Origin of the sequence: Pseudomonas sp. NC02, assembly GCF_002874965.1 — a bacterium.
In the GTDB taxonomy this organism is placed as follows: domain Bacteria; phylum Pseudomonadota; class Gammaproteobacteria; order Pseudomonadales; family Pseudomonadaceae; genus Aquipseudomonas.
The window spans coordinates 6,102,624-6,122,248 of sequence record NZ_CP025624.1 but is presented as its reverse complement, the minus strand read 5'-3'; the positions used below and the strand labels follow the sequence as shown (position 1 = coordinate 6,122,248).

The 19,625-nt window shown below is 58.8% G+C and carries 20 protein-coding genes; 2 read left to right on the top strand and 18 right to left on the bottom strand.

Going from position 1 to position 19,625, the window contains the following annotated elements:
* Positions 1-192: 192 nt before the first annotated feature.
* A complete protein-coding gene (locus C0058_RS28780; protein ID WP_102369981.1) occupies positions 193-1,065 on the bottom strand; it encodes a WYL domain-containing protein in 873 nt (290 codons plus the stop codon).
* A 122-nt stretch (positions 1,066-1,187) separates the two neighbouring features.
* Between C0058_RS28780 and C0058_RS28775 the strand changes: the two genes are divergently transcribed.
* On the top strand, positions 1,188-1,421 hold the full coding sequence (locus C0058_RS28775) for a hypothetical protein (RefSeq protein ID WP_102369980.1): 234 nt from the start codon (positions 1,188-1,190) through the stop codon (positions 1,419-1,421).
* Between the two features lie 50 nt (positions 1,422-1,471).
* On the opposite strand, the gene C0058_RS28770 is transcribed toward C0058_RS28775, so the two are convergent.
* The 8 genes from C0058_RS28770 to C0058_RS28735 form a co-directional block, all read right to left on the bottom strand.
* Positions 1,472-2,368: a hypothetical protein gene (locus C0058_RS28770; protein WP_102369979.1), complete on the bottom strand. Its 897-nt coding sequence runs from the start codon at positions 2,366-2,368 to the stop codon at positions 1,472-1,474.
* Entirely contained in the window at positions 2,368-3,108 is a 741-nt protein-coding gene (locus tag C0058_RS28765; protein ID WP_102369978.1) for a DUF3944 domain-containing protein, read from the bottom strand. The genes C0058_RS28770 and C0058_RS28765 overlap by 1 nt, the downstream gene beginning before the upstream one ends.
* 43 nt (positions 3,109-3,151) lie before the next feature.
* Positions 3,152-3,796, bottom strand: a complete 645-nt coding sequence (locus C0058_RS28760) for an OmpA family protein (protein ID WP_102369977.1) — start codon at positions 3,794-3,796, stop codon at positions 3,152-3,154.
* A 10-nt stretch (positions 3,797-3,806) separates the two neighbouring features.
* Positions 3,807-5,759 carry a hypothetical protein gene (locus C0058_RS28755; protein ID WP_102369976.1) on the bottom strand — a complete coding sequence of 651 codons (1,953 nt, stop codon included), beginning with the start codon at positions 5,757-5,759 and terminating at the stop codon, positions 3,807-3,809.
* Positions 5,756-7,006, bottom strand: a complete 1,251-nt coding sequence (locus tag C0058_RS28750; protein WP_102369975.1) for a hypothetical protein — start codon at positions 7,004-7,006, stop codon at positions 5,756-5,758. Before C0058_RS28750 ends, C0058_RS28755 begins: the two co-directional genes overlap by 4 nt.
* Positions 7,007-7,025: 19 nt before the next feature.
* A complete protein-coding gene (locus C0058_RS28745) occupies positions 7,026-7,970 on the bottom strand; it encodes an ATP-binding protein (RefSeq protein ID WP_102369974.1) in 945 nt (314 codons plus the stop codon).
* Positions 7,971-8,170: 200 nt separating this feature from the next.
* Positions 8,171-8,527, bottom strand: coding sequence for a MerR family transcriptional regulator (locus C0058_RS28740; protein ID WP_102369973.1), 357 nt, complete (start codon positions 8,525-8,527; stop codon positions 8,171-8,173).
* Entirely contained in the window at positions 8,466-9,110 is a 645-nt protein-coding gene (locus C0058_RS28735; protein ID WP_102369972.1) for an NAD(P)H-dependent oxidoreductase, read from the bottom strand. The genes C0058_RS28740 and C0058_RS28735 overlap by 62 nt, the downstream gene beginning before the upstream one ends.
* Before the next feature lie 402 nt (positions 9,111-9,512).
* Here C0058_RS28735 and C0058_RS28730 point away from each other — a divergent pair, with 402 nt between their 5' ends.
* The gene (locus tag C0058_RS28730; protein WP_102369971.1) at positions 9,513-9,824 is read left to right on the top strand and encodes a DUF6124 family protein; all 312 of its coding nucleotides are present in this window, start codon (positions 9,513-9,515) and stop codon (positions 9,822-9,824) included.
* Positions 9,825-10,060: 236 nt separating this feature from the next.
* On the opposite strand, the gene C0058_RS28725 is transcribed toward C0058_RS28730, so the two are convergent.
* From C0058_RS28725 to C0058_RS28685, 9 genes are all read right to left on the bottom strand, one after another.
* The gene (locus C0058_RS28725; protein WP_087692357.1) at positions 10,061-10,837 is read right to left on the bottom strand and encodes an XRE family transcriptional regulator; all 777 of its coding nucleotides are present in this window, start codon (positions 10,835-10,837) and stop codon (positions 10,061-10,063) included.
* Positions 10,838-11,051: 214 nt separating this feature from the next.
* Positions 11,052-11,579 carry an inorganic diphosphatase gene (gene ppa / locus C0058_RS28720; RefSeq protein ID WP_003176323.1) on the bottom strand — a complete coding sequence of 176 codons (528 nt, stop codon included), beginning with the start codon at positions 11,577-11,579 and terminating at the stop codon, positions 11,052-11,054.
* A 93-nt stretch (positions 11,580-11,672) separates the two neighbouring features.
* Complete coding sequence (locus tag C0058_RS28715; protein ID WP_003219385.1) at positions 11,673-12,503, bottom strand: zinc-dependent peptidase; 831 nt, start codon at positions 12,501-12,503, stop codon at positions 11,673-11,675.
* 6 nt (positions 12,504-12,509) lie between these two features.
* Positions 12,510-13,166, bottom strand: coding sequence for a DedA family protein (locus tag C0058_RS28710; RefSeq protein WP_008436520.1), 657 nt, complete (start codon positions 13,164-13,166; stop codon positions 12,510-12,512).
* A gap of 240 nt (positions 13,167-13,406) precedes the next feature.
* Complete coding sequence (locus tag C0058_RS28705) at positions 13,407-13,865, bottom strand: N-acetyltransferase (RefSeq protein ID WP_003219389.1); 459 nt, start codon at positions 13,863-13,865, stop codon at positions 13,407-13,409.
* A 92-nt stretch (positions 13,866-13,957) separates the two neighbouring features.
* On the bottom strand, positions 13,958-14,806 hold the full coding sequence (eutC, locus tag C0058_RS28700) for an ethanolamine ammonia-lyase subunit EutC (protein ID WP_087692359.1): 849 nt from the start codon (positions 14,804-14,806) through the stop codon (positions 13,958-13,960).
* The gene (locus C0058_RS28695) at positions 14,803-16,197 is read right to left on the bottom strand and encodes an ethanolamine ammonia-lyase subunit EutB (RefSeq protein ID WP_003219393.1); all 1,395 of its coding nucleotides are present in this window, start codon (positions 16,195-16,197) and stop codon (positions 14,803-14,805) included. Before C0058_RS28695 ends, eutC begins: the two co-directional genes overlap by 4 nt.
* 64 nt (positions 16,198-16,261) lie before the next feature.
* The gene (eat, locus tag C0058_RS28690; protein ID WP_102369970.1) at positions 16,262-17,710 is read right to left on the bottom strand and encodes an ethanolamine permease; all 1,449 of its coding nucleotides are present in this window, start codon (positions 17,708-17,710) and stop codon (positions 16,262-16,264) included.
* 204 nt (positions 17,711-17,914) lie between these two features.
* A complete protein-coding gene (locus C0058_RS28685; protein ID WP_003219398.1) occupies positions 17,915-19,435 on the bottom strand; it encodes an aldehyde dehydrogenase family protein in 1,521 nt (506 codons plus the stop codon).
* Positions 19,436-19,625: the final 190 nt, after the last annotated feature.

Genomic DNA, 19,625 nt, shown 5'->3' with positions numbered 1-19,625 from the left:
CAAAGGGGAGGCGTCGGAGTCTGCAACAGCAAAATGGGGCCTGGACGAGTGGTCTGGAAAATCAGATTGGGCTTACGAGGAGGGCGATTTTTTCCGTGCCAAGCTACTGCCAGGCACTACGTAAAACGGCGATTCAGCTCATTGACTGCAGCGATTCCCCCCAGCATTGCGCTGGGAAGGAACCCGTGTCGATCAATCGTACAGCCACGGTTTCAGCTCTTGCAGGTTCTTCACCACGATCTGTTGGGCTTCGGGTTTAGGGTCCAGGTTCTTCGGATCGATCTGATAACGCTGCAGGACATATTTCACCAGCGCCTGGCGACTGGGGATTACCAACTGCCCGTCGACCATGCCGAAGTCCGTTTCGATGATCGCCCGCTGGGTCGGTGACAATCGCTGGTCCGGTGCAATCACCAGGTCCACTGCGGTCTCCCACACCGTATCTTCGCCGATCAGGTTTTCTGACTTATCCAGCAACTCCGGTTCACCCCTCAGGCGGCTGAGCACAAAGTCGCGGTACTTGCGGTTCTTCTCGCAGTAAGCCCGCACATGCCAACGCATGCCGGTGTACACCAGAGTATGAGGAGCAATCAGGCGAATCTCCGGCTCCGGGTTGGCCAGGGAAACGTACTCGGTTTCCAGGCGCAGCCCTTCGCGGCAAGCCTTGAGCAGCGGACGCAAAATTTGCGGGCGAATGGTACGGTCGGGCACCTCCAGTACCTTGGTGTGGGCATAGGCCAGCGCCAGGCCTTCAATGTGCGGCGCTCGTTCATTGTTCTGGTAGAGCAGGTGCAAATAGGCGCTGGCGCTGTCGTCGATGAACCTTGGCTTGAACAGTTTGCTCGGGACATAGCCCTTGAGCTGCTTGTCATATGTCAAGTTTCGGGGCGCATGCTCGTTGATGTACGTGTTGATGTCCTTCGACGCCTGCTGCCGGCTGATGCCGAAGCTCTGGATCAAGTGCCCCGTGGTCAGGCGCCCCTCCCACCAGGCGACTGTCTCGATCAAGCGATAGCGAAGTGCCAGGTCCCAGCGTACTTGCTCGATGGATTGCTTGCGTTTCATGACCCCTCCCATGTGTGCCATTACTTTACCTGTATCTGTCCACAGTATGGACCTGTAATTAAAGGCTACATATCGTGTGGCTGTCTTCGGGATTGCTCGGAGCTAAAAAAAGGAAAAAGGACATGGGTATGTCGGAGTTGATTTCGACAGGTGCGTTGGTGTTGATCGGTGTGATTCTGCTGGTGCTGTTGATGCAGTATCTGCGGCTGCGGGAGATCTGGAAGTTTGTGATGGGCTGCCGCACCGCGACACGCTGGGCGAAGATCCGGGAGATGGAGAATCGTGAATTGAAGCGGGCGTTGCGGGCGGAAAGGGCGCGGGTGGCCGAGCTGCGGGGAAGGCTTGAGGTCACGTGAGCTATACATGCCTGATCGCTTGCGGGCAAGCGATCAGGGTTGGAGCCACATTAAGCAGCCTGGAGCACCGCCATGCGACCGTTGGGCAGCGACAGTAGCAGCCGGTTCTCTTCCGAGTCGATCAGCTGTTTGGCTCGGTGTTCAATACGGTGGAAGGTTTCAGCTTTATCGCCGATGCTGCCGCGGACCAGTTGACGATGTTGGTCATTGAGGAAACCTTTATAGAGCCCAATAGCACCTTGATAGCGCTCGGAACCATCCTCCAGAATTTGTTGTGCCAACTGCGGTTTGCCGACACGAGCAGCCAGCAGGTATTCGGTGTGCATGCCCAGCGGCATGATTTCCAGCATCATGTGAGCGAAGTTGACCACCAGCTCATAGTGCTTGTTGGTCAGCTCGTTGCTGTTGTGCGCAAGGTTCAGGATGTTATCGATGAACGACAATGCGTGGTTGCGCTTAGCGGCTGCCGTGGCCAGGAGCGGGTAGGCCACTTCCTTGATTTCATGGGCCAGGCTGCGGTCTTTCAACAGCGTACGGGCGACCTCTATGGCGCCGATGTAGTCGGTGACCTTGTCCATGTAGTAGATGATGTTTTGCGAGTGCAGGTCTTTGGAGATTTCGTCGACAGTGCTCTGGATCTTATCGAGTTTGGCGGCGAGGTATTTGGTCTGGATGATCAGGGCGCCCAGGATCACGCACGTCGAGGCGGCCGTAGCCAGGACCGTGGTCATCTGTGCGGCTTTGATCGCTTCTTCAGCAGACTTGATCAGCGTCTCCTTGAACGGCAAGTGCTGAATGATGCCGGTCTCGCCGCTGCCTGCTTTCCAGTAGGCGACACCGTCATGGATGACGGCCTTGCCCTGTGCCAGTGCATCCAGCAGTTTTTTGGAGAAGGCGGACTCATCGAGCACCCAGATTTTTTGCAGCAGGTCGGCGGCGGCTTGCATTAGAAACGGTCCTCTTTTTCGTATTTTCGACGCATATAGGCGATCTGGATAACCGCCGGAATCGTGACTCGGTAGGCAGCGCCGCTGAACATAGGAATGGTGATGGCCAACGCCGCGACCGGCCCTGCGAAAGCGGCCACGGCCCGCCCGCCTATCAACGCAGCGGCGCCGCCCGCGCCCATGGCAGCAGCACTGCCGAAGAACTGGCGCGCGGAGCTCGCGAGCCACGCCGACCACTCGAACGAGCCTTTACCGCCTGAGCTGATCGCCTTGATGATGGCCACTATCGGCATCGAATCAATGGCGTCTGGAAGGTTCATCGATTCCATGGCCTTGCGTTTTTCAGCATCGGACATGCTGTCCCAGGACTGTGCGACCAGCCGTTCGATCAGCGTGTTTTCGATATCATAGGCCGACGCTTTACTGTCGTATTTGGCTTTTGCCTTGTCGCAGACGTCGCTGAGCATTTCCCGGTACAAAACACCCTGGCGGCGGAACAGGTTGACGATGGAGTCGCCGGCAAAATGCTGCAGCTCACCGGCGACCAACTTCCAGCATTGACGCCATTGGTCCGGTTGCCCCTCAAGCTGTTTGAATTGCGGGTCGTCGGCAATCTCGCTGGCCACGCGTTTCTCGCCGTCGTTATCGAACATCAGGTACTTGGCCAGTTGGCGGATGTCGTCTTCTGTGCAGTACTGGAGAAACGCCAGGTCATCATCCGGGCGGTAGGTGATACCCATTGCTGTAATCCTTTGTCTGTAATGAAAAGTGGGAGAACGCTGCTTAGCGATCTTCCTGAATCACCCAGCGCACTTCGATGCGCCGTTGTTGGGCGTCCTCAGGGGCGATGCCGGGAATGGGCTGGGAGTCGCCGTAGCCGGCCACCACCACGCGTTTGGCACTGGCCGTGTCGAGGTCACCGATGATCAACTTGCGGGCCTCTCGGGCGCGGGCGGCGGACAGGGTGAAGTTGTCGTCGTATACCGTGCAAAACGCTTCAAAGTTGGTCACTGGGCGTGATACGGGCAAGTTGTCGGTATGGCCTTCGACGTACACTTTCCCGCTGCTGAAGGTGGCCAGGAAGTCAGCGATACGCGCCTCGATGCTGGCGAATGCCAGTTTGGCCTCGTCCGTGACGCAGGCGCTGCCGCGACCGAAAATACCGTCGCGCAGGGTCATCTTCTGCGCGTTGATGTCCAGCACGACCAACCCGTCGTTATCACTGGTCTCCAGCGAGGCCTTGAGTTGGCTGAGAATCGCGCCAACCTTTTCGCGTTGTGAGGTGCTGCTTTTTTCCATCTCCTGCTTGTGCTTGAGGTCGGAATAGGTCTTTTGCAGCACCGACATCACCAGCAGTAACATGACCACGGCCATGACTCCGGCCATCAGGTCAGCGATGGACACCCATTCATTTGGTTTGTCTTTCATGAGAAAACCTTCACGCCTCTTCAGCACTGAGACTCGAGGACTCGAGCCGCGGGGCGGGGTTTTCAAGCCGCTCTACAATCCGTTGCAGCGGGCCCTGCAGTTGGCCAATTGCGTGTAACTGTCGCTCGTCGTCGGCAGCCGACTTGAGTGCAAGCAGGTGCTCGTCCAGGCGCTGCAGGCTATGCCCGATCATCTCGACCCGGCCGGCGACGGTATCCATCACGGGTTGCAAAGGGCTGGCGTGTTGGAGCTTTTGCAGTTCAGCGACGAGTTCCTCGATTGCGACGGCGCTACGGGCAGCTTTTTCAGTGACGTCCTGGAATTTAGAGTTGACGGCGATCATACCCCGACTACTTTCCGACACGGCCTTGAGGCCAGAGACAATGCGTTCACGCAGGTCCCCGACCAGGTCGGTCATGCTCCCAATGTTTATGTTCAGGTTTTCGCTGGTCCCCAGGAATTCGATTTGGGCATTCTTCTGGATTGCCATCGAGTCTTCGTTGGACTTCTGTATCTTGTCCATCGTCTGGCCGACGCTACTGGACAGGTTGGTGACGGCTGTTGAAATACCGCCGGTGGCGTTGGCCATGGTCGCGGACATAGTGGCCATGTTGTCTGTGAAGCTGTCTCCCATCTGGCCGATGGTACTGCCCAAGTCTTGCTTGATACTGCCCAGTACATCGGCAACACCATCTTTGAAACCACCGATAGCTGACTGCAGTTCCTTGGCTGACAGGCCCACATCGCTGGCAGCACCGGCCATCTGCGTGGCCGCCTCGGAAATCGCTGCCAGGTTGCTGATATTGGCCTCCATATGCTCCAGGCTTTTTTGCGCGGCATGGGCGGCCTTGAGCTGTTGTTTCTGCCCTTCGTTGTTCTGTTGCTGAGTGCTGGTGGTCTCGCGCAAAGCCTCCAGGGCTTGCTCGGTGTGGTTGTTGAGGGTCTGAACTTCGGGCAGCAGGGCTTGCTGCAGATCCTGAACTGCGGAGTGGATCGCGCTCGCCGTGATGCCGTGTTGCTGCAGATGCGTGACGGTTACCAACAGCGCATCGCGTGCCTGGTTATTGCTGGTGTTAAGCGTCTGCACTTCAGGTAACAGGGTTTGTTGCAGGTCATGAATGGCTGAGTGGGTCGCACCCAGCGTGATGCCGTGTTGCTGCAGGTGAGTGAGCGTCTCTTGCAGTGCATCACGAGCCTGGGCATTGCTGGCGTTCAGGGCCTGCATCTCGGGCACCAAGGCCTGCTGCAATGCCTGGACAGCCTTGTGGGTGGCAACCTGGATGGCACCAGAATGCTTGTTCAGCGTGCATTGGGTTTCAAGCAGCGCGTGATTCGCTTGTCCTTGGCTGACCAGTGTCTGGTCAATTCTGCCCAAGGCCTCGATCAGAGCATATTGGGTTTGCTGGCGTTCCTGTTGTTGAGCCAGGCGGCTAAAGTCGAAGGCGGCTTTCATCTTGCCGACACACCAACGCAGGCGTCGCTCTTCGTACCCGTTGCGAGCCGACCATGCCTTGAGCAGCAGGAAGGCCATGATGCCCCAGGTGGATGTTTTGAACTTGGTGCCCAGGCCTTCCATCATGCCCATCAGGTTGGCCATGGCATTGTCCATGCCGCCCCCGGCATTGGCTTCGAGCAGGATGGTCGAGGCCTTGTTCAGGGCGATACCCAAGCCGAGGAACGTACCGAGCAGCCCCAGAATCAGCAGGATTCCAGGCATGATGTCCGCGAGTTTTTCGCCGGGGCTGGCCACGGCAGCACTGATTTCATTGACCGAGCCGTGTTCCACGTCCAAGTCATCGACTTGACCGTTGCCGTTCCATCGCTTTTCCCAGGACTCGGAGGTAGCGCCACGCCATACGCCGATCAGCGTCGTGGCGATCAGGATCAGAAACAGGCCGCCAAAAAACAGCTGTATAGGGTCGTTTCCCGGGATGAGGAACGCGATGATTTCGTCGAACTTCACGCCACCACCTCGACCAGCCTGGCCGCTCGGGCGCGACTGGCTTCCTCAAAGATATTGGCGAAGTCGATGATCAGGAATTGCTCGGACTCGCTGAGTTCCTCCCATTGTTTGCCGTGTTGGGCACACTCGATGATGATCATCCCGGCAGCGCTGCTGTCTTCGAGCAGGTATTCCTTGTCGGCGAAATCCTCGGGATTTTTCTCCAGCATTTGCAGGAAACCTTCAGCGGCAAACACGTAGCTGCGCATTTCGTTGGCGCGTTTGCGCTTGCCGTCCATCTGGGCTTTGAGGGCCGGCACTTTGGCCTGCAGGTCGGCCAGTATGGTGGCCTCTTCAGCATCCAGTTCAGACAGGCGTTGGCCGATTTCCAGGCGACGCAGCAGTACCTGGTCCTTGGCGATGGCTTGGCTCTGGGCTTTCCATTCCTGTTCCATGGTGTCCAGGTTGCAGCCCCAGGCCATGATCATTTCTTCGAACACGAATGGGATCAACTTCTGCCGGAAGCGCGCGTAGATGACTTCGTCCAGGCGTTGGGTGTCAGCTTCGCTGATGCTAGGGGACTTCTTCAGCAGCGCGGCGCCTATCTCCATGAGGAACAGGTCGTCGGCATTGATAACGTGGATGTCTTGCGCCAGCATCAGGCGTTTTTCGGTGTCCTTGAGCAACTTTTGCGCGGCACGCAAGCGCAGGTAGTGCTCAAAGTCCTCAATGTTGTTGTTTTCCATGACGTGAGTGATGCGCGTATTGAGCTGTGCATAGCTGGTAATCAGGCTGGCTAGGTCGATGGCCTTGGCGGCATCACCGCGCATGTCGTTGCGAGCCTCGCGGAAGGTAGCTTCGTGTTCTGTCGCTGTGGCCATTTCTTCTTTACTGAGGTTTATGTCGTGCAGGTCCTTGGCTCTCTGAATAACCCAGTGGATGGCCGCATCAAGCCTCTTCGCCATGGCGGTCTTGTCCCAGGCCACCAGGGCATCCAGCGCTTTGTCGAAGGCAGCGATGGCCCCGGCGACCCAAGGAAAGGCGGGCAACGCGGCGGTTGTCCATTGCACGGCAAGCTTCAGAGCTGGCTGTACGACCTTTTCAATAAAGGGCTTCACCTTCTGCCAGACGCTTTTGACTGTGCCGACAAACGTCTCTGCCTTTTCTGCCATCAAGCCAATAGCTTCTCTGGCTACTTCCTTGGTCTTTTCCCAGGCCGACGAGGCAGCTTTTTTGACGCTGCCCCACACTTTTGAAAGAATTCCCATGACGTTGCTCATTATTAAGTTATTGAAGGCCTAGCAGGCTTTTGGCACGGGCCACGTCCTGCTCGCTGTGTATTCGGGTGGAAGGCGGTGTTGCTACCTGGTGGTGACTGGCCAGGACTTCATCGATAGCCGCGTGCAAGTGCTCGGCGTGCAGACATGGGGGTACGCCGTTTTTCTCGGCGGCAAGAAACGCCTTAGGCAGTGCCAGGCGCATGCACGTCCGGATTTCCCGGCCAGACAGGCCGTCGGAACGCAGGCTGGCACTGTCGAGCAACGCTTCGCGCGGCCCGGCCAGCGGAATCTGCGGCACCAGAAACCGCTCCCAAAGCTGTTGCCGAGCGCCCAGGTCGGGCAAACAGAATTCGACGTGGTAACCGATCCTGCTGCGAAAGGCCTCGTCATAATTCTTGGCAAAATTGGTGGCAAACACCACGATGCCCTCGAAACGTTCCAGCTCGATCAGCAAGGTCGAGCGCATGGCATTGACCTCGTTGTCCACGCCCTGGGTGACGGACGATAGGCGCTTGCCCAGCAACGTGTCGGCTTCATCGAAGAACAGCAGCGCACCGGTTTGCCGGGCCTGCTCAAAGGTCGTCTGAATGTTCTTGGCCGTATCGCCCATGAATTTGCTTTCCAGCTCAGCAATACCCAGCGCCATGAACGGCAGCCCAAGCTGGCCGGCGAGGGCCTCGGCACACAAGGTCTTGCCGGTACCGGGCGGGCCATAGAAGTTCAAGATGGCGGTCATGCCCATCGGGTCTACGGCAGCAAAGCCCCAGTCCTGGTAAATCTTCGTATGAAAGCGCAGGCGTGCCAGGCACTCATCCAACTGCAGCCGGGTGCGCGCAGGCAGCACCACATCCCGCGAAAGGTTGAAACGCGCTTCGCGCAGAGGTATTTGCAGCGCAGGGGGCGTCGCCTCCGATAAACGCCGATGGGCGATCGAAGGGGGAAGATCAGTCATGGGAGTGCCTGGAGTGAGCGGGAGCCGTTAGGCAGGTACAGCAGAGCCTTGGGCCAACAGAGCGGATCCTTCGCTGTGACATGGTAACTGCCTTGTACTGCCGGGCCTGGGAGGTGTTGTCAATTGGATAGGAGCCTACTACAGGGGGTGGCTAGTTGCTACCATCCTTTAGGCGAAGGTCATTCATTGGCAACCGGGCATTACTCCGGCTGACAGTGACCAGTCCAGCTCGTTTCAAACTTGACTAGGTCTGTGTATACCCGTTGGAGAGCTTCAATCTGATGGGACAGTTGCTGTTTTTTGTCTGCAATCGCTTTATTTGCCTTATGCCAAGGCAGCTCATCGCCCTGGGCGCTATGCAGAATGCCCTGCAGTTCCTTGAGCTTGAAACCCAACTGTTGAGCGCACTTGATAAACATCAGCAGCTCAACGCTTTGTGCGGAATAGATCCGGTAACGACCTTCCCGCTGCGGCGGCGGTAACAGGCCGATGGCCTCATAGTGACGAATCGCCTTGATGGTTGTGCCCGACAGTTGCGCGGCTTTGCCGATGTACATGAAAAATCCTTTTCCCAAAGAGTGCGCCGGCCCGTTTCAGCCACTGTTCCCGCTGTGCTGGCGTAGAGCCCAGCACCGGTCCGAACTGCAACGTCTTGATCGGCTGGATGCCACAAAACGCCAGCGTCGTCTTGCGCATCTGGTGCAGCGCGGGCATGCGGTAGAACCACCTGTAATACCACGGCGGCGTGTCGAGGGTCACCAGCAAGTGTGCGGTTCTGCCCTTCAGGAGTTTGTCGGGGAAGGTCTTGCCTTTGCGGTATTTGAAGGCGAAACCAGACAGGAAAATTCGGTCGATAAAACCCTTCATCAATGCCGGAATGCCACCCCACCAGACGGGGAAAACAAACGTCAGGTGATTGGCCCACAGGATGTCGGATTGAGCGTTGAGCAGGTCGGGTTCCAGAGGCTGGGCCTGGTTGTAGCCGTTGTGGAGGATGGGGTCGAAGGCCAGTTCACCCAGACGCAGGATGCGTACTTCGTGGCCGGCTTTTTTGGCGCTGGTGATGTAGGTGTCGGTGAGGGCAGAGCAGAAGCTGGTGCTGGAAGGGTGGCCGAGGATGACCAGGATGCGTTGGCTCATGGTGGTGCGGTCCTGAAAACTGGGGTTTCAGGGTGGGGTGTGACCTTAGGGGGAGAGTCAAGAAGTGGCAGTGATTGGGAATGGCCAGGAAGACTGATCCCTTTCCTTTGCAGGACGTTTCCTAGAGAATTCCAAGCGCTTGCGCCAGCAAAATCCCGCGACTAGTCTGCGTTCCGTCACTGCTTATTCAGTGATCGGGTTTAGTCGCCCGGACAACGCTAGGCGTACAGCGCCATCTCAAAGCCAGGTATTTATCGCCTGCACTTTATGGTGGCTGTGCGCAGGGCACCTTCGGGTGCGCCGGTGCCTAGCGGCCGGTCGACTAACCTGCGTACAGCTGCCACCTTCTGATCGTTTAGTCGCGAGAGGTTAGTGGTTCAACTCACTGCTAGGAGTTCTACCATGGTCAAAGTTACCCCCGATCCACCCACTTTCCGTAAAGCCTTACTCAGCGACAATGACGCCACTCGGCGCGCTATCGATCACTACCTCAAAGCACCTGAAGTACCGCCTTCACCCAACCCGTTTACCGTAGATGACGAACTGAGTTTCGAAGATGCCCTGGCCCATGCTGCCGAGTTATTGCATTGCGCCGTGGCGACCGCCCAGGCGTCGACCGAGCCGCTGAATGGCGCACAGCGAGCGGTGATGCATTTGGTGGAAATGTCGAAGGTGGTGGTGGATCGAGCGCTGGACTGTTTGCAGCCGAGGTGAGGTGACTTCCCGGCCCGACTTTCTTCCAGGCATTAAAAAGCCGGCTTGTGGCCGGCTTCTCGGGGACTGGTTCAGCTTATTTTTGGTAAACCTCACCAGCCTTCAAATCGTTCACCCAGGCTCACACCCAGGTGATAAGGGGCATCAGCGGGAACTCCTCCGCATCGCCAGGCAGGGCGGACCGGCTTCACGCCAACCCCCTGCCAAATGTGCGGCGGATAATACCCATATTCGCCTCAATTTCCCAGCTCCGGATCCGATTTAGAGCCTTCGTAGCCCAATAAATGCGCATCCAGCGGCACCGGCGGGCGGCGGTTATTCAGTGTCGCCCACCAGAACACCCAACCCAGAATCTCAAAGTTCTGCTCATGCCGCTGCTCATAGGTCAAAAACTCGTCCGGATGCTCGGCGCTGTTGTGGCTACGCATCCGCAGGCCACCTCCTGGACGGTTGTAGAGGTATTTGATCCGCAGCATTCCGTCGTGCTCTACCGCGTAGATTTCGCCATCGATGATCTGTTTGCGACCACAGTCGATGGCAAGGGTACTTCCGTCCTGGATGATGTCGATCATGCTGTTGCCGACCATGTAGGCCCCGAGCGCCCGCTCCGGGCTTACACCGATGGCTTCAAGGGTGTGCAGGGAGAGGCGGATGCTTTCGGTCGAGGTGAAGGTGGGGTGGAGGGGGATCTCCACGTCGATTTTTACCGGGCCCGAGACCGGGTGGGTGATGTAGTTGCCGCTGGTCTCGCGGGCGATACGGTGGGAGGTGTCTGCATCGGATCCTTCCAGCAGGTAGTTGGCGGGTGGATGTTTGGGGCCTTCGCCTGTGCGCAGCCAACGGCTGGTGACGCACAACAATTCTGCGAACTCGTTGAGCCGGCCCATGGGGACGCCGCGTTTGAACCAGTTGTTTACGTGTTGAGGCGTAACATCGCGGTTCTTGGCGAAGTCGGAAGCGGAAAGATGAACTTCCCGTAATAGCGCTCTTAAGCGATCACCTGATGTATTCATAAACGCAGAGTTTACTGGCCGTAAAATCAGATCAAATAAACCATGCGTTGAGTTGCTGTATGTAGGTGTTTCCTTATCGCAGGACTATTCTGCTAGTTGATTAAGCTAGTTAAACAATTGCTGTAAATATGTTTATTAAAGTAGGCGGATGTTTATATTTTTCCCACAAAAAAAGCCCCGTTTAATCGGGGCTTTTTCAGAGCGAATAGCGGTATCAGCCTTTGTAGGCAGCGACCGACTTCATGATCTCGGCGCGGGCGGCGTCTGCGTTGCCCCAACCGTCGATCTTCACCCATTTGCCTTTTTCGAGGTCTTTGTAGTTCTCGAAGAAGTGTTTGATCTGTTCCAGCAGCAGTGGCGGCAGATCGGTGTATTCCTTCACGTCGACATACAGCTGGGACAGCTTGTCGTGTGGTACTGCGATAACTTTGGCATCGCCGCCGCCGTCGTCAGTCATGTTCAGGATGCCGACCGGGCGGGCGCGGATAACCGAGCCTGGGGTAACCGGGTAAGGGGTCACGACCAGCACGTCGAGGGGGTCACCGTCGTCTGCCAGGGTGTTGGGGATGAAACCGTAGTTGGCCGGGTAGAACATCGGGGTGGCCATGAAACGGTCAACGAACAGGCAGTCGCTGTCTTTGTCGATTTCGTATTTGATCGGCGCGTGGTTGGCCGGAATCTCGATGGCGACGTAGATGTCGTTCGGCAGGTCTTTGCCAGCCGGAATCTTGCTGTAGCTCATTGGGCGTTGCCCCCGTAGTTGGCCATGGAACATGGCCGGATTGGCCTAAAAGTGGCGGCGATTATAGGCATATTCTGACGCCGATGCCATGCGTCAGACGTCGTAGGGCGCTTGGCGTTCCGTCTGATACCGCACGTCGCCGGCCTGCAGTTGGTGCAGGCGCGCCAGGGGATCCTGACGGTAGAAGTGGCTCAGTTGCTCGTACACCTGTGGATAACTGCTGACCAGTAAATCCGGGGCACTGAAGAAATATTCGCTGGTGACGGCAAAGAACTCGGCCGGGTTTTCCGCGGCGTAGGGGTCGATGGCAGTCTCTGCGTCTGGGTTGCGGTCGAGCTGGCGGTTGAGGTCGTCGAAGGCGCTTTGCATGACGCTGGCCCATTCCTGCACGCGCATGTCGTGGTGCAGGGGTGGCAGGCCGTTGGCGTCGCCGTTGAGCATGTCCAGCTTGTGGGCCAGTTCGTGAATGACCAGGTTGTAGCCTTCCCAGTTGCCGCTGGCCAGTACGCCGGGCCACGCAAGGATCACCGGGCCCTGTTGCCAGGCTTCGCCGCTGTGCTCGCCGTCCCACTCGTGCTCCACGCCGCTGGCGTCGCGATGGCGCTGCGGGCTGAGGAAGTCGTCGGGGTACAGCACGATCTCGTGGAAGCCCTGGTACCAGTCGAGGTCGCCAAGGTTCATCAGCGGCAGCTGTGCCTGGGCGGCGAGCAGCAGGCGCTGTTCCTGGTGCAGTTCGACGCCGGGCAGGGCGGTGAGGTGTTTTTCGGCGAGGAACACCACGCAGGCTTCCCGCAGCCACTGGTCTTGCTCGGCAGTGATGCCGTCGAGGAACGTCAGGTGATGGCGCACCCGCTGCCACGTTTCATCGGCAATCGGGTGCTTGGCCAGCAGGCGCCGGCGACGCCAGGCGCTGAGGGACCACATCGCAGGTTACTGCGGCTTGGCTTCGGTGGAATTGCGGCCAAAGCGGCTGCGGAACACACCGATGATCATCGGTACCAGCGACAGCAGGATGATGAACACCACCAGCAGCGACAGGTTTTTCTTGATGAACGGCACGTTGCCGAAGAAGTAGCCCAGGGTTACCAGGCCGCCGACCCAGAGGACGGTGCCGAACACGCTGAAACCGAAGAAGCGCGGGTAAGGCATTTTCGCGATACCGGCGACGAACGGCGCAAACGTGCGCAGGATCGGCAGGAAGCGCGCCAGGGTCACGGTTTTGCCGCCGTGCTTGTCGTAGAAGTCGTGGGTTTTTTGCAGGTAGTCGCGGCGGAAGATCTTCGAGTTGGGGTTGCTGAACAAGCGTTCCCCGGCCGTTCGTCCGATCACGTAGTTGGTACTGTCACCCAGGATGGCCGCGAGCATCAGCAGGCCGCCCAGCAATATCGGGTCCATGCCGCCGCCCGCTGCAACAGCGCCGGCGATGAACAGTAAGGAATCACCCGGCAGAAACGGCATGACCACCAGGCCGGTTTCGCAAAAGATAACCAGGAACAGAATGGCGTAGATCCACACTCCGTAGTTTCTCACCAGCATGTCGAGGTACACGTCGAGATGCAGGATAAGGTCGAGCGGGTTGAAATCCATGGAGGGCACCTGTGTGAATGGCCTGGCTCAGCGGGCCTGTGCGGAGGCTTCGGGTAATAAGGGCTACAAGGTTGTGGCGTAATTCTTACGACCCTGAAAGGTCCGCATTATACGGATAGAGTTGTGAAAAGCGTGCTGGTTTTGTAGCGGGGAATGTCGCGACTTCGATCTGATTGTAGACACAGCGTCAGTGTGGGAGGGGGCTCCCACAACAGATGTATGAGGTTTGGTTAATAGTTGTCAGTCATCGCTGATCGCAAGCACGTAATTCTTGAACTCGGTGTCTTCCCGAAAACCGATGGACTCATAGGTTTTCTGCGCCACCTGGTTGTCGCTGCTGGTGGACACACGCAGGCGCACGGCTTGAGTTTCCTTGGCCATCTTCTTCGCGGTACGCATCAGGTTGTCGGCCACCAACTGCCGGCGTGCGTCTTCGGCGACGTAGATGTCGTTGAGGATCCACACCCGCTTGAGGGACAACGATGAAAAGCTTGGATACAGCTGGCAAAAGCCAAGCAGTTTCTTGTCGTCATCGTCGGCCAGCGCCAGGTAGATCACGGACTCCTTGCGGCGCAGGCGTTTTTCCAGGAAGGCGCGGCTCGAATCAGGAAACGGCAGCGCACCGTAAAATTCGCGGTATTTGACGAAAAGCGGGGTCAACAGGTCCAGGTGTTCAAGGGTCGCTTGAGTAATCCGCATGCCAGGCCTCAACTTCCAAATGGGGTATGACCACACAAGCGGCCGTGTCTCGATGCTGCCTAAAGCAGAGAAAAAGCGCAATCGTGCAGGGATCAGTCCTTCGGTGGGCTGAGCAGGAAGTTTCCTTTCATCAGGTCGGGATCATCCGACTCGAGGGTTTGTACCTGCGCTTCATCCTTGAGGTTGACCCCCGACAACTGCCGGCGACAGGCCTCCCGCATCAAGTAAAGCAGGCGGTGAGCGGCCATGCCGTAGCTCAAGCCTTCCAGGCGCACATTGGAGATGCAGTTGCGGTAGGCGTCAGTGAGGCCGACCTTGGGGTTGTAGGTGAAATACAGCCCCAGGCTGTCCGGCGAGCTGAGCCCCGGCCGCTCGCCGATCAGGATCACCACCATTTTTGCCCCGAGCAACTGGCCGACTTCATCCGCGACGGCGACACGGCCCTGCTCCACCAGAATCACCGGTGACAGCGACCAGCCTTCAGCGTGGGTTTGTTCCTCCATGCGTGTAAGAAACGGCAACGTATGTTTATGCACCGCCAGGGCCGACAAGCCATCGGCCACCACCACCGCCAGGTCCACGCCGCCGGGGTTGGCTTCGGCATAGTCCCGCAGGGCCTGGGCGGATTCATCACTGAGGCGGCGCCCAAGGTCCGGGCGTTGCAGGTAGCTGTGGCGGTCGACGGCGGCGCTGTGCAGCAACAGGCTGTCGCGGCCGCGCTCCGCCAGTTGGCTGCTGAGTCCTGCATGATCAAACGGCAGGTGTACCGCGTCGCGGGCCTGGGCATGGGCGAACTGGAAATCCAGCTGCGCGCCGGTAGGCATGCTGGTGCCGGTGCGGCCCAGGGCAATCCGCGCCGGGGTCAGGCGCCGCAGCTCAAGCCACGGGTTGTCCACGTTGTTTTCCGGGGTGTCGATGTGCACGGGCGGTTCCTTCTTCATCCCAGTTGCGCCAAGGCGTGGCGGAATGCCGGTGGCAGGCTGTTGCCGAAGTGCACCTTGCCGTCGGCTTGCGTGAAGATGCCCATTTTCGCCAGCCACTGTTCAAACTCCGGCGCCGGCTTTAAACCCAATGTTTGCCGGGCGTAGAGCGCGTCGTGAAATGAAGTGGTCTGGTAGTTGAGCATGATGTCGTCGGAGCCCGGGATGCCCATGATGAAGTTGATTCCGGCCACGCCCAGCAGGGTGAGCAGGGTGTCCATGTCGTCCTGGTCGGCTTCGGCATGGTTGGTGTAGCAGATGTCGCACCCCATGGGCACGCCCAGCAGCTTGCCGCAGAAGTGGTCTTCGAGGCCGGCGCGGATGATCTGCTTGCCGTTGTACAGGTACTCGGGGCCGATAAATCCTACGACCGTGTTCACCAAAAACGGCTTGAAGTGCCGGGCAACGGCATAGGCGCGGGTTTCGCAGGTTTGCTGGTCGACGCCAAAGTGTGCGTTGGCCGACAAGGCGCTGCCCTGGCCGGTTTCGAAATACATCAGGTTTTGCCCGAGGGTGCCGCGATTAAGGCTCAGGCCCGCGTCGTAGCCTTCCTGCAGCACGCTCAGGCTGATGCCGAAGCTGGCATTGGCCGCCTCGGTGCCGGCGATCGACTGGAACACCAGGTCCAGCGGCACGCCACGGTTGATGGCTTCGATGGAGGTGGTGACGTGGGTCAGCACGCAGGCCTGGGTCGGGATTTCATAACGCTGGATGATCGCGTCGAGCATTTCCAGCATCGCGCAGATCGAGGCGATGCTGTCGGTGGCCGGGTTGATGCCGATCATGGCGTCGCCGTTGCCGTAGAGCAGGCCGTCAAGAATGCTCGCGGCGATACCGGCCGGCTCATCGGTGGGATGGTTGGGCTGCAGGCGGGTGGACAGGCGCCCGCGCAGGCCCATCGTGCCGCGGAACTGTGTGACGACGCGGATTTTCTGCGCCACCAGTACCAGGTCCTGCACACGCATGATCTTCGACACGGCGGCGGCCATTTCCGGTGTCAGCCCGGGCGCCAGGGCGCGCAGGCTCTGTTCGTCGGCCGCGTCGCTGAGCAGCCAATCCCGCAAACCCCCGACGGTCAGGTGGCTGACCACGGAAAACGCTTGTTTATCGTGGGTGTCGATAATCAGCCGGGTGACTTCGTCGCTTTCGTACGGGATCAACACTTCTTCGAGAAAGTGCTTCAACGGAATGTTGGCCAGGGCCATTTGCGCCGCGACCCGCTCGCCATCGTTCTGGGCGGCAACACCCGCCAAAAAATCCCCGGAGCGGGCCGGGCTGGCCTTGGCCATCACGTCCTTGAGGCTGTCGAAGCGGTAGGTCAATGCACCGACCGCGTGGGAAAAGCTTGCCATACAGAGTCTCCTTGTCGACGCGGGCTGAATGTGAGTAAAGCGCCCGCGTCGAGGTTTATGGCAGTTAGTGCAAGGCGGCCTCTGCGGCCTGGATCGCCGCAAATTCTTCTTCCGGCGTGCCTGCTACCAAGTGATGCCGACTGTAGAAAGCAAAGTAAGCAATTAATACTCCATAGATGATCGCGGCGCCAATCACCACGCGCGGATCCACCAGAAAGCCCGCCACAACGGCGATGCAGGCCAGTACCAGGGCGACGCACGAGGTGAAGATGCCGCCCGGAGTACGGTAAGGGCGGTCCATTTTGGGGCGGCGGATGCGCAACGTGATGTGCGCGGCCATCATCAGCACGTAGGAAATGGTTGCGCCGAATACGGCGACCAGGATCAGCAAATCGCCTTGGCCGGTCAGCGACAGGCCGAACCCGATGATGCCGGGGATCACCAGGGCCAGTACCGGTGCCTTGCTTTTGTTGGTCTGCGACAGCTTGCGCGGCAGGTAGCCGGCGCGGGAGAGGGCGAAGATCTGCCGGGAGTAGGCGTAGATGATCGAGAAGAAGCTCGCGATCAGCCCGGCCAGGCCCACCAGATTGACGAAGTGGCCCATCCACGTGGAGCCGCCGTAGGCTTTGGACAAGGCTTCCACCAGCGGATTGCCCGATGCCATCAACGCGTAGGCGCCAGCACCGCCGGGGGCGATCACCAAAATCAGCAGGGCGAAGCTGGTCAGCACCACAATGGCGCCGATCAGGCCGCGGGGCAGGTCGCGTTTGGGGTTCTTGGTTTCTTCGGCGGCCAGGGGCACGCCTTCGACCGCAAGGAAAAACCAGATCGCATAGGGAATCGCCGCCCACACGCCGACATAACCGAAGGGCAGGAAAGAGCTGGCGCCCTTGGCCTCGGTCACCGGGATGTCCAGCAGGTTGGCGACACTGAAGTGCGGCACCATCGACACCAGGAACACACCCAGGGCAATCGCGGCGACGGCGGTAATCACAAACATCAGCTTCAGCGCTTCACCCACGCCGAAGATGTGGATGCCGATAAAGATGATGTAGAACGCCAGGTAGATCATCCAGCCGCCAATGCCGAACAGCGACTCGCAATAGGCGCCGATAAACACCGCGATGGCGGCGGGGGCGATGGCGTATTCGATAAGGATCGCGGTGCCGGTGAGGAACCCGCCCCAGGGGCCGAACGCGCTGCGGGCAAAGCCGTAGCCGCCGCCGGCGGTAGGAATCATGGAAGACAGTTCGGCCAGGGAGAAACACATGCACAGGTACATGGTGGCCATCAGCAGTGTGGCGAGGAACATACCGCCCCAGCCACCCTGGGCCAGGCCGAAGTTCCAGCCGGCGTAGTCGCCGGAGATGACGTAGGCAACACCGAGACCGACTAATAGTACCCAGCCGGCAGCGCCTTTTTTCAGTTCCCGTTGTTGGAAGTATTCGGTGCCGACCTTTTCAAAGTCGACGGAAGACCCGGACGCCGGAGCGCCATTCGGTTCGCTGGGCATGATGGAATCCCTTTCTTATTGTTTTATCCCGGCTTACTTAAGTAAGCCGAATGAGTAGCAAGGTCTTGTGAAGATCAAGTGTGGGAGCGGGCTTGCTCGCGAATGCGGTAGTCAGTTGAAAACTCAGTAACTGATACACCGCATTCGCGAGCAAGCCCGCTCCCACATTTTTATTGCATTTCAAATGTGGGAGCGGGTTGTGAGTTAGAAGAAGCCCAGCGGGTTGATGTCGTAGCTCACCAGCAGGTTTTTGGTCTGCTGATAGTGATCAAGCATCATCTTGTGAGTCTCACGGCCCACACCGGACTTCTTGTAACCACCGAACGCGGCATGCGCCGGGTACAGGTGATAGCAGTTGGTCCATACACGCCCGGCCTTGATCGCCCGGCCCATGCGGTACGCGCGGTTGATGTCGCGGGTCCACAGGCCGGCACCCAGGCCGAACTCGGTGTCGTTGGCAATCGCCAGGGCTTCGGCTTCATCCTTGAAGGTAGTGATGCTCACCACCGGGCCAAAGATTTCTTCCTGGAACACCCGCATCTTGTTGGTGCCCTTGAGCAGGGTCGGCTGGATGTAATAGCCGGTGGCCAGATCGCCGGTCAGCTTCTCGACCTTGCCGCCGGTGAGCAGCTCGGCGCCTTCGCCCTTGGCGATTTCGAGGTAGGACAAAATCTTGTCGAATTGCTGCTCGGACGCCTGGGCGCCGACCATGGTGTCGGTGTCCAGCGGGTCGCCACGTTTGATCGACTCGACCTTCTTCATCACCACTTTCATGAAGTCGTCGTAGATCGACTCTTCCACCAGCGCGCGGGAAGGGCAGGTGCACACTTCGCCCTGGTTGAAGAACGCCAGCACCAAACCTTCGGCGGCCTTCTCGATGAATTGCGGTTCGGCTTTCATGATGTCGGCGAAGAAGATGTTCGGCGACTTGCCGCCCAGCTCAACGGTGGACGGAATGATGTTCTCGGCGGCCGCGTGCATGATGTGCGAGCCCACTGGCGTGGAGCCGGTGAAGGCGATCTTGGCGATGCGCTTGCTGGTGGCCAGGGCTTCGCCGGCTTCTTTGCCGTAGCCGTGCACCACGTTCAGTACGCCCGGCGGCAGCAGGTCGCCGATCAGTTCCATCAGCACGTTGATGCCCAGCGGGGTTTGCTCGGCAGGCTTGAGCACCACGCAGTTACCGGCGGCCAGGGCTGGCGCGAGTTTCCAGGCGGCCATCAGCAGCGGGAAGTTCCACGGGATGATCTGGCCGACCACGCCCAGCGGTTCGTGGAAGTGGTAAGCGGCGGTGTGTTCGTTGATCTCGGCGCTGCTGCCTTCCTGCGCGCGGATGCAGCCGGCGAAGTAGCGGAAGTGATCCGCGGCCAGCGGGATGTCGGCGTTCAGTGTTTCGCGCACGGCCTTGCCGTTGTCCCAGGTTTCGGTGATGGCTAGCAGTTCGAGGTTCTGTTCGATGCGGTCGGCGATTTTCAGCAGTACCAGCGAGCGGTCCTGGGCCGAGGTCTTGCCCCAGGCGTCAGCGGCGGCGTGGGCGGCGTCCAGGGCCTTGTCGATATCCTTGGCAGTGGAGCGCGGGAATTCGGCGATGGGCTTGCCGTTGACCGGCGAGGTGTTGGTGAAATAGTTGCCATCGACCGGCGCGACAAACTCACCGCCGATGTAGTTGCCGTACTTGGCCTTGAACGAAACGATCGCGCCTTCAGTACCGGGGTGTGCGTAACGCATGGTGGGTATCTCCTGGCTTTTTTGTGTTTATTGGAGGACGCACGGTTGTGCTTGTTAAAGCGTAGAGCAAAGGTCGGGCCAGTGCCTCGTAGAGCCTGTAAATCAAGGGTTTAGAGGTTGTTGCAAACCGTTGCTGTGGCAGGCTTGGTACAGCCTGGGTGACAGTTTGTGCCATAAGCGGTACAGCCTG